This is a genomic window from Marinomonas foliarum, assembly GCF_016906065.1.
Classification (GTDB): domain Bacteria; phylum Pseudomonadota; class Gammaproteobacteria; order Pseudomonadales; family Marinomonadaceae; genus Marinomonas; species Marinomonas foliarum.
Genome location: NZ_CP070273.1, coordinates 645190 through 657910 on the forward strand (window position 1 = coordinate 645190; position 12721 = coordinate 657910).

11 protein-coding genes are annotated in these 12721 nt (G+C 42.2%); 4 read left to right on the forward strand and 7 right to left on the reverse strand.

Going from position 1 to position 12721, the window contains the following annotated elements; all coding sequences use genetic code 11:
* Window positions 1–8: 8 nt before the first annotated feature.
* Both JSY38_RS03015 and fes read right to left on the reverse strand, forming a co-directional pair.
* On the reverse strand, window positions 9–233 hold the full coding sequence (locus JSY38_RS03015; protein WP_205115198.1) for an MbtH family protein: 225 nt from the start codon (window positions 231–233) through the stop codon (window positions 9–11).
* 28 nt (window positions 234–261) lie between these two features.
* A complete protein-coding gene (gene fes, locus JSY38_RS03020) occupies window positions 262–1575 on the reverse strand; it encodes an enterochelin esterase (protein ID WP_205115199.1) in 1314 nt (437 codons plus the stop codon).
* Between the two features lie 129 nt (window positions 1576–1704).
* On the opposite strand from fes, the gene JSY38_RS03025 reads away from it, so the two are divergent.
* Window positions 1705–3750: a TonB-dependent receptor gene (locus JSY38_RS03025; RefSeq protein WP_205115200.1), complete on the forward strand. Its 2046-nt coding sequence runs from the start codon at window positions 1705–1707 to the stop codon at window positions 3748–3750.
* A 66-nt stretch (window positions 3751–3816) separates the two neighbouring features.
* Here JSY38_RS03025 and JSY38_RS03030 read toward each other — a convergent pair whose 3' ends face one another.
* The 5 genes from JSY38_RS03030 to JSY38_RS03050 form a co-directional block, all read right to left on the reverse strand.
* Window positions 3817–4515 (reverse strand): 4'-phosphopantetheinyl transferase family protein, encoded by a 699-nt coding sequence (locus JSY38_RS03030; protein WP_205115201.1) that lies wholly within the window; start codon window positions 4513–4515, stop codon window positions 3817–3819.
* Window positions 4516–4595: 80 nt separating this feature from the next.
* Complete coding sequence (gene dhbA / locus JSY38_RS03035; protein WP_275586985.1) at window positions 4596–5354, reverse strand: 2,3-dihydro-2,3-dihydroxybenzoate dehydrogenase; 759 nt, start codon at window positions 5352–5354, stop codon at window positions 4596–4598.
* Window positions 5351–6235, reverse strand: a complete 885-nt coding sequence (locus tag JSY38_RS03040; protein WP_205115202.1) for an isochorismatase — start codon at window positions 6233–6235, stop codon at window positions 5351–5353. The genes dhbA and JSY38_RS03040 overlap by 4 nt, the downstream gene beginning before the upstream one ends.
* A 12-nt stretch (window positions 6236–6247) precedes the next feature.
* Window positions 6248–7900, reverse strand: coding sequence for a (2,3-dihydroxybenzoyl)adenylate synthase (locus JSY38_RS03045; RefSeq protein WP_205115203.1), 1653 nt, complete (start codon window positions 7898–7900; stop codon window positions 6248–6250).
* Window positions 7897–9072, reverse strand: a complete 1176-nt coding sequence (locus JSY38_RS03050; protein ID WP_114412463.1) for an isochorismate synthase — start codon at window positions 9070–9072, stop codon at window positions 7897–7899. The genes JSY38_RS03045 and JSY38_RS03050 overlap by 4 nt, the downstream gene beginning before the upstream one ends.
* 318 nt (window positions 9073–9390) lie before the next feature.
* On the opposite strand from JSY38_RS03050, the gene JSY38_RS03055 reads away from it, so the two are divergent.
* From JSY38_RS03055 to JSY38_RS03065, 3 genes are all read left to right on the forward strand, one after another.
* The gene (locus JSY38_RS03055; RefSeq protein WP_114412465.1) at window positions 9391–10443 is read left to right on the forward strand and encodes a FecCD family ABC transporter permease; all 1053 of its coding nucleotides are present in this window, start codon (window positions 9391–9393) and stop codon (window positions 10441–10443) included.
* Window positions 10444–10446: 3 nt separating this feature from the next.
* Window positions 10447–11325 (forward strand): ABC transporter ATP-binding protein, encoded by an 879-nt coding sequence (locus JSY38_RS03060; RefSeq protein ID WP_205115204.1) that lies wholly within the window; start codon window positions 10447–10449, stop codon window positions 11323–11325.
* Between the two features lie 66 nt (window positions 11326–11391).
* Window positions 11392–12630 (forward strand): MDR family MFS transporter, encoded by a 1239-nt coding sequence (locus JSY38_RS03065; protein ID WP_205115206.1) that lies wholly within the window; start codon window positions 11392–11394, stop codon window positions 12628–12630.
* Window positions 12631–12721: the final 91 nt, after the last annotated feature.

Genomic DNA, 12721 nt, shown 5'->3' on the forward strand with positions numbered 1-12721 from the left:
AAACTTCTTTAAGAACCGCTAGAAAGTGAAGGGGAATGTTGGGGGCGAATATCCGTCCAATTCGTTTCGACATACTCAAGACAATTTTCACGAGAACTCGGGCCAAAAGCCTGTCGCCAACCTGGTGGTATTGCCTTAAAAAGTGGCCACAAACTGTGCTGCTGCAGTGCATTTACTAAGACCAAAAACGCCAATGAATCATCGTCAAATGGGTTAATTACTTCATTACTCATTTTTTACTCCCTGTTTAATTCAATAAAGTTAGGACCTAGCTGGCATTAAATATCGCAAACCATCAATAAGGCCTGAGCGCCAAGACAGCCAATCATGACCACCACAAACCATCTCGTAATGCACCTTTCCGCCTTTCTGCTGAATCGCTCGATAAGTCGCTTCGTTATATAGGCACATATCTGCTTCGCCACTTCCCACATTCAAAAAAACGTGTAAGTGAGAAACGCTTATGTGATTTTTTAGGATTTGGTCAGCTAGGCTATTTGCGGGTACATTCTTAATCCATTCGTCACTAGAAGTCGTATCATTAGGTGCTCGCATCCGACTGCTTTCTGGCCACCAAAAGGAGCCTGACAAACTAATCACTTTAGAAAAATACTCTGGAAAGGTAACGCCTGCGTATAAAGCAGAAAGCCCACCTAAACTCTGGCCTGCGACAAGAAAATCAGTAGCAGAGCAATCGTCTTTAGCAAGTATTGAGGTTACTATTGGCAAAAGTTCATCTAACAAAGATTGCCAAAAAGGGTGATGACAACTCAGCTCTTTCCAGCGAGTTGGCCCATCAATTGAAGGCACCAAAAGATAATGAGCAGGAGCTATTTTAAAGGTGTCTGTTAAATACTGGAGAACCGATAGTGTGCCACTTGGCGCTCCCCATTTTTGCCCGTCAAGCAATACAACCAATGGCGCATCACTCGCTGCAGTCGAGAAAAGCCAAGCTGTTCGCTGGTTACCCAGTTCTTTTGAAGACCAATTGATAGAATGAACACGACTCGATGAAATAGCATTCAACTCTCCACGATCCCATTCTTGCCAACCCAATTCAGTTGTGGCTTTAGGAAGATGAAGCGGTGAACTTACCCCCCACCCCGAAACCAATTCAGGTAATGGATTTAATGGATCAGAAATCTGATTAACGGCAACAGACATCCACCAAGCACGTTGCGCTTCTCTAGAACCATCGCCAGTTTGTCTTACAGAACCTGGCAACTGGTGCTTTTCGATCGGAATAAAGGAATAACTGCCTCGCCAGCTAGAATCGACCTGTAACTCTCCCAACCACACATCGGTTCCTCTTACCCGACCTAAGCAAGCTGGCTCCCAGCTGTGGTGATCAGTCAATGAATTTACATCAAGCAACACACTTACCGTATTCGACTCAAATTCATTCCCTTGCGGATCCTGCCAAAGAAATAGCACCGAGCTGGTCTGCTCACTATCCTGTTTGATGAAAGGGGTACCCATAATACGTACAGCCTTCCACCAAGCCTTACTGCCAATTTGATCATGGGTCACTCCATAACATTCCAGCCATGCTGGCAAATCAGATTTCTCGATCAACACATTCATCCTTATTTTCACAAGATCGTAAAAATACTAAAAACACACAACAAATAGTATTGCGAATCATTCGCATTATCAATAGTATCTACATATCTTTACTCAATCACGACAAACATAAGGAAGAACATGCCCAGTTCCAGTAAATTCAATCGCATTCCAAGTCGCTTATCTAGCGTTGCTATAGCAGTTATCAGTATCAATGCTGCCTGCATCTCAGCAAGTACATTTGCAGAAGAAACAACAGCCCTACCCGCTTTAATGGTGACGGGGGAAAAAATGGATAAAGACATTAAAGAGACAACAACGGCCGTGACGGTTATTAATGGTGAAGACGCCACAAAAGGCGAACCTAAAAACGCTAAAGAAATTGCGACTGAAGCCCCAAACGTAACTGAGTCGGGTTTTGGGACAGTAAATATTCGAGGCGTTAGCGGAAATGGTGCAGCAGCTGGTGGCTATGCATTGTTGACTGGCGCCCGCTCAAGAGTCTCCACTGTTGTAGATGGAACGACTCAAGATTGGTCTGGTTATAACTTTACTCCAAGCGGTGTATGGGACTCAGAACAAATAGAGGTTTTACGAGGCCCCCAATCAACTACACAAGGTACAAGCTCAATGGCGGGTGCCGTTGTTGTAAAAACAAATGATCCAACCTTTGAGCAAGAAAGCAAAATACGCATCGGTATAGACAGATATAAAAATGGTAATTTAAATACGAATGCGGCAGCAATGAACTCCGGCCCGATTAATAATGATTTGGCCTATCGCGTTGCAATAGATGGATCGAAAGGCGAAGGCTGGATGAATTACGCTCAAGCATCCACAGAATTAGATGATGGTCCCGACGTGAATGACTCTAAAAGCCTAAACATTCGAGGAAAATTACTGTGGGAGCCGGCTAGCAATCCCAAGTTAAGCTCTAAGCTTACTATAGAGCATCATAAATACGATGGTGAATATTTGAGTTGGGCAAACGATTTCGATACTCAAACTCAAACATTGGATAGCAATGACAGCCAGAACATCCGCCTACAAGATTCTGAAGTAAATATCATTGCTGCAGATATTAACTATGAGACATCCGAAGAGCTAACCAACTCACTACACATTAGCTATTCCGATGCAAACGTTCATTTCGATGAGTACCCTGGAACAACAGTAGTTGATATCAAAAAAGAAACATTCACTCTAGAGAATAGACTGCTATTTACACCAAAAGGCTCCAATCTATCTGGTGTTATTGGCGTTTTTGCCTCGGTTAAAGACAGTGACATCGACGTTGAGGACTCTCTCTTCAATATTGAAACTACAACAACATCTGCTCTTTATGGTGAAGGAACATATACATTAAATCAAAAAACAAAATTAGTAACCGGTCTGCGTATTGAGCACGAAAAAGTTGAACGTAATTCTGGTTATGATTACGACAGCAGCAATATAGAGCAGAACTTCAGCGACACCTATATTTTACCAAAACTAGGCGTTACTTACGCAGCTACAGAATCAACGACACTAAATGCCTCGATTCGAAAAGGCTACAGCCCAGGCGGTACAGCTTTTACCTGGGATAGCAATCGTGACATCTACACCTATGATAGTGAAGAGGTCATAACCTATGAAGCTGGCACAAAAACTCGCTTTCAAAACGGCGTAACCCTAAACACTAGCATTTTTTATAATGACTACTCTGACTACCAAGCTTTTATCGATTCAACTTACATAGATAACGTGGATTCCGCCCATACATATGGTATTGAAGTTGAAGGCGTTGCGTGGGCAACAGACAGTCTTGAAATTCGTGGTTCTCTAGGCTTATTAAATAGTGACATCGATAAATATGATGGTTATGAAGGCAATGAGCTACCTAGCGCACCAAAAACCAACCTAGGCCTCGGCTTCACACAATATATTGGTGATAACTGGTCTCTTGGAGCAGATGCTACTTATGTTGGAGAATACTATTCAGATCTAGATAACACTGAAAGCTACAAAGCAGGTGACTACACCATTTTAGATGCCAGTTTAGATTATGAGATGGGCAACTTACTAATTAGTGGTTACATCAAAAACCTAACGGATGAAGACATTGTTTACATTACCAACGGTTCAGGCTCACGCGCAGCAGTCGGTCAAACCCGTACCATTGGCTTAAGCGCTACATACAAAATCTAATACGTAATTAAGAAAACAAAAAAAGGCGAATCAGTAATGATTCGTCTTTTTACGTAGCAATTTCTATCAACAATAAGCCCAAGTTAATAGATACCCTTCTTGCTCCTTATAACCCCCATGCAAGACAAAACCAAGCGACACTTTCTGACTTAACTGCCGTTTCACTTGGAATTCAAAATACTCACCTCCTTCACAAGACGTCAACTCAACATCTCGAAAGTCAAAAAACTCACCTACCATAGGGTAAAGGGCTTTATAAACACTTTCTTTAAGTGAAAAGAGAAGCAAGACTGATAACTCCTTTTTAACTCCAGCAGATATCAATATCTCAAACTCACACTGCAATCCTATTGAATCAGTTACATTTAGCATTTCGGCATTACCAAAAGGCTCTAAATCTATGCCGATATACTGAATCCCTATTTGCGATGATCGGAATAAGACTGCAACAGCCTGATTATCCGTATGGGATATACTGCCTGTGTATTCGTTTGGCCAAATCGGTGCACCATCTTCAGCTTTAGCAATATCCTCCAAAGGCACATTTAAACAGCCTTGTGCATGCCTAACTGCAAGCCGCCCTGCCAAAAAGGTTTCTTTACGCTTATTTCGCCAATTGTTATAGCCTGATGGTTTTGCAACACTGGCCTCATAGTCTGTCGCAACTAAAGACCCTTCTTTAAAAACAAAATGGCTCACATGTAAAACATGAGATCTAGGTAACAGTATTTGTGTTTGAGAATAACCGCTCACTTTAACATCCATATAAAAAAGCTCGATATGAAAATCATACCGAGCAAATTCATTTATTTAAAAGAAAATATATAATTCTCGATACGAAACCTCTACGCGTTTAACGTAGCACCACCATCCACAACAATATCCTGCATAGTAATATGGTTCGACATATCTGAAGCAAAGAATAATACCACTTGAGCAATATCACTCGGCTGAGCAATTTTACCTAATGGAATACCCAATTTATATTGCTCTGGAAAACCGTTAATCGTATTTTGCTCTGCGTCATCATTGGTCCACAACATTCGCTGCATGGGTGTGTCGGTGGAGCCAGGACACACAAGATTGCAACGTACGCCGTAAGAGGCAAGCTCCAATCCTGCCGTATGGCTCAATGCAGACAAAGCCGCTTTCGATGCACAATAAGCCGCCATATTTTGACGCGGTACTTTGGCTGCATTCGAGCTAATAGTAACGATTACCCCACTCTTCTGGCGTTTAAAAGTAGTAACCGCATGCTTAATCATTAAAAAAGCACCGCCCGCATTGACGTTAAAACAGTGTTTAAAATCATCCAAGCTTGTGTCCTCAAGGCTTCCCAAATGCAATATTCCCGCACCATTCACCAATACATCTAGTTGTGGAAAATCACTCTGTATCTCTGGCACAACACGAGAAACAGCCTCTTCATCGCTAATATCTAGAGTTACACAGTCAAAACCGTAAAAGCCACCATCAAACGCTAGATCAAAGCCGATAACTTTGGCACCAAGAGAAGTAAATTGATTCGCTACCTCCAAACCAATCCCGCTTCCAGCACCCGTTACCCAAATGGTTTTACCTGAAAAATCAAGTGGATTAATCATGCCGCTAGCGCCCTCTTGTTTTGGATTAGCTCCCACCAACCATTTAGTGTGGCAGCACTGGCCAACTCTTGAAAAGAAACCTCAACTCCCAACGCTTTCCATTTGGTGACCAATGACATAATTTGAATCGAATCAAGTCCATAATCAATCAACTCTTCATCGGCATCAAATTCCTGGATATCTTCATCATCAAGGAAGGCAAAAACTTGTGCTTTTAACTGCTCAAAGCGAAAGCCAGTGTCCACAATATCAGTTGCAATCAACACCTCTTTTGTTGAAATCACTCGACCTGTTCTTCCCCCTGTAAAGGTGAGCGCTTGTCGATGCTCATCTTCACTAAAATCTGCCAAGGCATCACCTATCATGAAAGGCTGAATATCACGCATAAACGCATCCGCGGCCGTAATCATGCAGCCAATGTGCGCATAAACACCTCCTATCAATAACTGATCGCGTCCCCAGCTCTGCATAAGTTCCTGAAGGTTCGAACGATGAAATGCGCTATAACGCCACTTAACTAAAACCGTATCACTTTCGTCTGGAGCCAACTCTTTCACAACCTGTTGCAATTCAGGAAAATCATTTAAGCCACTTCCCCACATATCATTTAATAAAGCACGATCTTCCGGTTTCTGATCATTGGGCTGCGCGGTATAAACAACGGGAATATCATTGGCTCGGCAATAGGCTTTGATAGCCGCAAGATTTTGTTTCAAGGTGTTGATCAGTTCCGAATCAGCATCGTAAAAACGCAGAAAGTACGCTTGCATGTCATGAATTAAAAACACGGCACGCTTTGGCTCTAATACCCAGTTTACTTTTTGATTAGGAAAGGTATCAGCGGTTGGCATAGAGTAAGACGGTATCGTTGGAATGCTCATATAAAGTCCTTTTTATAGTGTTCTATCTAATTGAGAAGTAAGTTGTGAGTTATGTTGTAAGCGCTGGCGTATCAACTCCCGTAATGCAACTTTGTTAGGCTTGCCAACAGGAGTAAGGGGAAGAGAGTCAATAAATTCAAACCGATCAGGTACTTTGTAGTCCGCCACACCAAGACCTCTTAGATATTTACGCAAAGAGAGACTTTTCATGCCATGACTAACCACTTTAGGAACAATAAAAGCACAGCTCTTTTCTCCCATCATACTGTCTGGCATAGAGACAAGCGCACTGTGCATAATCAACTCATGCTTTAATAAAAGGTTTTCTATTTCTTCTGCCGCAATTTTTTCACCACCGCGATTAATTTGATCTTTATCACGCCCGACTACTGTCAAATACCCTTTATCGTTACGGCATACCAAATCCCCCGAATGATAAAACCCTTCCTCATCAAACACCTTGGCATTATGTTCTGGTGAATTGTAATAACCACGAATGGTGTATGGGCCACGAGTAGCCAACTCGCCTATTTCCCCTGCAGCAACTTCTTCGCCCTCGGCATCAAGTACTTTCACCTCATCAAGCGAACACATGGGACGCCCTTGTGTGGTTACTATTGTCTCAATGTCATCATCCAATCTGGTGTAGTTCACCAAACCTTCCGCCATACCAAGAATCTGTTGCAACTGACAGCCCAATATTTCGGGTACTTGTCGAGCAAGGCTTTCACTCAGTTTTGCACCACCAACCTGCATTAGCTGCAAAGAAGATAAAGACGAATTATTGGACGGTGCCGCTTGTAGCCACAGAGCTAAAGCAGGAGGAACCAAAGCGGCAACAGTCACGTGATGGCGTTCGATTAATTCGAAACACGTATTCGCATCAGGACTTGGTGACATGACAACGCAGCCACCAACATGAAAAACACCAAAGGCACCAGGAGAACTAAGAGGAAAATTATGAGCACAAGGTAACGCACACAGATACTTTGTAGTGGCCGTAAAGTGGCAGATTTCAGTACTACGACGCACACTAAAAAAGTAATCGTTGTGGGTTCTTGGGATTAGCTTTGGCGTACCTGTACTGCCACCAGAAAGCTGAAAGAATGCCACCTCATCAGCCTTGCTTGGTATTGCCATTAACAATGTACTTGTCGATGACCCAAGTACATTTTTAAGGGTCTCAGCCCATTCTGATTTACCAACAATCAAAGCGTGTTGTAACTCTTTTGACAATGCACTCAACGTGTTGAAAAAAGCACCATCATGAAACAAAGCGTGTTCATCACTGGCAATAATAATCTTAGGTTCAATTTGTGTGACGTAAGCAGTTAACTCCATTTTGTTATGACTAAACAACGCGTTAACAGGAGCAACACCAAGACGCATAAGCGCAAAAAACACCACATAAAATTCGGCAATATTAGGAAGCTGGACTAATGCAGTATCTCCAGCTCGTAAACCGAGACCCTGAAAATACACAGCTAAACGTTTAGATTGAGAGCACAAATCTTGATAGTTCAACGATCTTTCACCACAAATAACTGCAATATTTTCTTGTGGTGCGTTGTCAATTAAATCCAGTAATGGCCGATCAGTCCAATAACCCTTTTCTCGATATTTCTCGGCAAACGATTCTGGCCAAGGCGTAAAAGCAATACTCATATCACATCTTCCTTTATTCCAAATGCATTCAGCATGGTGCGCATTTTAGCGCTGGTTTCTAACCACTCACTTTCTGGATTTGAATCAGGCACAACCCCAGCTCCAGCGAATAAGGTCACCTTGTTACCTGATACTTCGGCACAACGTATGGCAATAGCCCATTCGCCGTTACCTTCTGCATCACACCAGCCAACTAAGCCACTGAAAAAACCACGCTGATGTGGTTCTAGCGCTGCAATATGTTGCTGCGCGGACACAGTTGGTGTGCCACACATGGCCGGCGTTGGGTGTATTTGTTTAATAAGATCAAACATGGAGGGAGGATTTATTGCTGGAAGTGTTGCTTCAATGTCCGTTGATAAATGCCACATTGTTGGTGTCGCAATTATGCTAGATTCTTTTCGCTCCCCAAGACTTTCTACAACAGGCAACAGCGCCGCTCGAATAGCATCTACAACAAGGCGGTGCTCATATTGATCTTTCGCTGAATTTGCAAGAGTTTTTGCAGCTTGTCGGTCAGCGTCAAGATTGTCTAATCGTTTAGCAGACCCTGCCAACGGGTTTGAAAATATCTTGTTACCCTGCTTTCTAAGAAGTAATTCAGGGCTAGCACCAATTAAAACACTGTTTTTAAGGGGAACACTAAAGTGATAAGCGCTTGGGTTTTGCGCCATAATATTAGACAGCAAGCGTGGAACATCAACTTTTCTATCCAAGGTTAACTTCAGTATTTTAGATAAAACAACTTTTTTCAAAGGACTGTTTTCAAAGGAAGACAGCGCCTGCTCTATTATATCTAAAAACTCCGTATGACTTGGAGCAAAGCTTTGCTCACTTGCGTGATGAATAAAGTCCTTATCGACGAATGATGAGAAAGTACGATCCAGAGGCTTAACTCTTTCATGCCACTCAGGCACCACCAGTTGAGCCGGTTGATTCATGTCAAATGGAATAGCCCCTACCACAATAGGATTACACCTTCCTTGAGCTTGTTCTCTTTGAAAAACAGCCTGAACCTCTTGATGAAAAGTATTACTTAACAGTGGGATAGAAATGCGCTGGCGAATACCATTAGTACGCACAAGGTTGGAATTCGAATTGAATAAAAACACATCAGCTTGCGGCCGCTCAGAAACTAAAGCATTGGTATGTTCAGGGAAGGTAATGTCCATAATATCTCCTGTAATGATAACCATTATCAAAAAGAAATATAAACTTATTGATAATCATTTTCAATTACAAGTGCGATAAACTCTTGTAAATTATCTGTAAGCATCGCTACATCATGGAAATATCTATCTCTAAGCACAGAGATAAAAAAACGGAAAGATGATAATGCGTCTTAAATTCACTTTAAATTCTAATAACCTCTTGATAAATTCCTCTCTATCCGTAAGATTCCAAACGAAAATTATTCTCAAATATAGTGCAGTCTCTCCCCTTTACATAACGGAGCAATATTCATCACTTAATCCTGATGAAAACTATTTATGCAATCAGATCTAATCTCTGATGCGGTTTCAAACCAACGTCGTAGCGAAAAGCGTCGTTGGTCGGTCATCAGCATCCTACTCATCATTCTTGTCTTTTCTTTTGTATTAGACATCGCAACAGGCCCTTCTTTGCTAAACGTGAGAGATGTGGCTAAAGCGCTACTGAATCTTATTGGTTTTCCTGTCGAAGTAGATGCAACAACACAAGTCATTGTATCCAGCTTACGATTACCAATAGCTATTATGGCTGTCGTGGTGGGTGGCGTATTAGGTGTGGGTGGCGCTGAAATGCAAACTCTACTTAATAACTCTATGGCGAGCCCCTACACATTAGGAATGGCGGCTGCAGCGGGGTTTGGTGCTGCTATGATGTTGTATTTCGGCTCTTTAGGCATCAATACAAATATTGCCGTGCCTTTAGGGGCCTTTGTTTGCTGTATGTTAGCTGCTACATTTTTATTTGCGCTAGCCACTATGAGACACATTAGCTCAGGACAACTTATATTGGCTGGGATCGCTTTATTATTCCTTTTTCAATCTCTATTGTCGCTTGTGCAATTTATATCCTCACCGGAGCTAAGCCAACAAATTCTATTCTGGCTTTTCGGCAGCTTATCAAAAGCCTCTTGGAGCAATCTTTCTATTATCGCCAGCGTCACAGTAGTCTGTATGTTCTTTTTAATTCGTGATGCTTGGAAACTAACCGCATTACGATTAGGTGAAGAAAGAGCAAAAAGTCTTGGTGTTAATATCACTCAGCTCAGGTTACGAACTCTGCTGATCGTCGCTGTGATGACGGCAACCGTCACCAGTTTCGTTGGCATTATTGGATTTGTCGGCATTGTGGCACCTAACATTGCTAAGATGTTAGTAGGAGAAGATCAACGTTTTTTCTTACCTCTGTCGTTTATTATCGGAGCTTTTTTACTCTCTAGTGCGTCTGTTTTGTCTAAAGTTATCGTGCCTGGAGCCCTCTTCCCAATAGGTATTGTCACCGCCATCATTGGCGTGCCATTCTTCTTTTGGTTGATCTTAGGTAAAAGGCGCTAATCCATGCTGACAGTAAATAATCTTAACGTCACCCTAGACGACCTCGTTCTAGCCAATGATATGTCGTTTGCCTTAGAACCAGGTAAAGTAAACGTAATTATTGGACCAAATGGCACAGGTAAAAGCACGCTATTAAAAACCTTGTTTGGCGATATTCACGCTAAATCAGGCGCCATTTCTTTTGATAACGAAACACTCCAGCGCAAGCAGCTATCTCGATGGCGCAAGCAGTTTGGTTATATGCCCCAAGATATTCGCCTCGATGTGGAATTAAGTGTTTTAGAAGTTGTGTTACTTGGGCAATTAAATACTTTAGGTTTTCGCTTGGATGACAGCGTTATCGAAGAAGCGCTATCCGCTCTAGATAAGATAGGTCTGTTGCATCTTGCAGACCGCCAAGTAAATAAGCTAAGTGGCGGTCAGTGCCAAATGATTTTATTCGCTCAAGCTTTAATGCGTAAGCCTAAAATCCTCATGTTAGACGAACCTGTCAGCGCATTAGACTTACATTTTCAGCATGTTCTTCTTGATCATCTAGATGCGCAGACCAAAGAGCAAGGCTGGATTACCATCATGGTACTTCACGATCTTAACCTTGCCGCTCAATATGCTGACAATCTGCTCGTTCTTAAAGATGGCAAACTGGTTGCCAACGGTCACCCAAGCGACATTCTCACACCGTCTTTGGTAAAAAATGTCTATAACGTCAATGCTGATATTACCAAAGATGCCTCAGGGATTCCTTTTGTACGCACAATTAGAAACATCCGGGGGGCTTCTACCAGCAAGACTACAGAAGCAAATCATCAGCCTAAGACTACAGAAGCAAATCATCAGCCTAAGACTAAAAAAATAACAAGTATCGCTGAGGGTATTATCTGATCGCTCTAGGCTCGGAAATCGATTGTTTCACGTTATTATTTTATTAAGGCTTAAAATCACACCATCATGTTTTCAAAACACCTAATAAAAGATTGGCAATTACTCTCTCCTGCCGGCCGAGTATTAGTCATTAATGGTTTCACATTCAATCTTGGCTTTTACATGCTACTACCCTACTTAGCTGATCACTTACAGCATAATTTGGGCATCAGTGGTTGGTATGTTGGTGTGATCATCGGGCTTAGAGTATTAAGCCAGCAAGGCATGTTTCTAGTTGGTGGTACCTTAGGGGATAGACTAGGCTACAAGCGCCTCATTCTATTGGGTTGTGCCGTTCGCATTATTGGTTTTACCTTACTCGGTGTTGGTCAGACTATTCCCACCCTAATTTTAGGAGCATTTTGCTCTGGCTTTGCTGGCGCACTTTTCACGCCGAGCAGCCAAGCTTATTTAGCCTCGGAATACCCAGAGCAAAAAGCCAGAGATAAAGTCTTCGCACTGCAAAACCTTACGTCCGGAGCAGGAATGTTACTAGGACCATTGGTAGGCTTATCTCTACTCTACTTCGATTTCGCTTTAGTTGGTGTCATTTCAGCGGGGTTATTTTCCTTACTATTTGTTATTCAATGGTGTTTCCTACCTGAACTAGAATCACAAAAAAATACAGTACACGCCCATTCGCACTTTTGGAAACAATGGAGCCAAATGCTTAGGCATAAATCATTTATGCAATTTGTGTTGTGTGCCTCAGTCTATCAATTATTATTCCACCAGCTTTATATTGCTGTTCCCCATGAAATTCGCGCCGTCACTCAAGACGTTAGTATCATTACTTGGGTTTTCGCAACCTCTTCTATTATGGGTGTATTAATGCAAATGCCTGTAAGTCGGTTCGTGGAATCTCGCTTGGGAACAGCGCGTGGCATTGGGTTAGGTATGGCTATTATGGGCTCCAGCTACTTATGGCTCAATATTAGCCTACCGTGGCTACCAGCCTTGCCATTCGTTATTTGTGCGGTCTTTTTTAGCCTTGGCTCTATGTTAGTGTTCCCGCTGTTAGGCTCTTATGTGCCTAAATTTTGTTCACCTAAAGAGCTAGGTAGCCATTACGGTTTGTATTCTTGTGTAGGTGGTATTTACGCGTTTATCGGCAACATCAGCACCGGTTGGCTGTTATCTTCAACAAACATAGATCATGCTTGGATTTGGTCAGGACTAGCGAGCTTCGGAATTTTGTCTGGCGCACTGCTCTTCTTACAAGTAAACCAACATGCTAAGCGTCAAAATATCGGCTTAATGCAATAAAACATCATGCCATGCAGTTATACATTCATATATATGTAAATATTCACTTAACAACTTAATACTAAGATAACTTTATGTTAATTTAAGTAAA

Excerpts from the sequence above, each read along its gene's own strand:
- JSY38_RS03055 (WP_114412465.1), top strand. The coding sequence starts at position 9,391 with ATGCAATCAGATCTAATCTCTGATGCGGTTTCAAACCAACGTCGTAGC.
- JSY38_RS03065 (WP_205115206.1), top strand. The coding sequence starts at position 11,392 with ATGTTTTCAAAACACCTAATAAAAGATTGGCAATTACTCTCTCCTGCC.
- dhbA (WP_275586985.1), bottom strand. The coding sequence starts at position 5,354 with ATGATTAATCCACTTGATTTTTCAGGTAAAACCATTTGGGTAACGGGT.
- JSY38_RS03015 (WP_205115198.1), bottom strand. The coding sequence starts at position 233 with ATGAGTAATGAAGTAATTAACCCATTTGACGATGATTCATTGGCGTTT.
- JSY38_RS03060 (WP_205115204.1), top strand. The coding sequence starts at position 10,447 with ATGCTGACAGTAAATAATCTTAACGTCACCCTAGACGACCTCGTTCTA.
- JSY38_RS03030 (WP_205115201.1), bottom strand. The coding sequence starts at position 4,515 with ATGGATGTTAAAGTGAGCGGTTATTCTCAAACACAAATACTGTTACCT.
- JSY38_RS03050 (WP_114412463.1), bottom strand. The coding sequence starts at position 9,072 with ATGGACATTACCTTCCCTGAACATACCAATGCTTTAGTTTCTGAGCGG.
- JSY38_RS03025 (WP_205115200.1), top strand. The coding sequence starts at position 1,705 with ATGCCCAGTTCCAGTAAATTCAATCGCATTCCAAGTCGCTTATCTAGC.
- JSY38_RS03040 (WP_205115202.1), bottom strand. The coding sequence starts at position 6,235 with ATGAGCATTCCAACGATACCGTCTTACTCTATGCCAACCGCTGATACC.
- JSY38_RS03045 (WP_205115203.1), bottom strand. The coding sequence starts at position 7,900 with ATGAGTATTGCTTTTACGCCTTGGCCAGAATCGTTTGCCGAGAAATAT.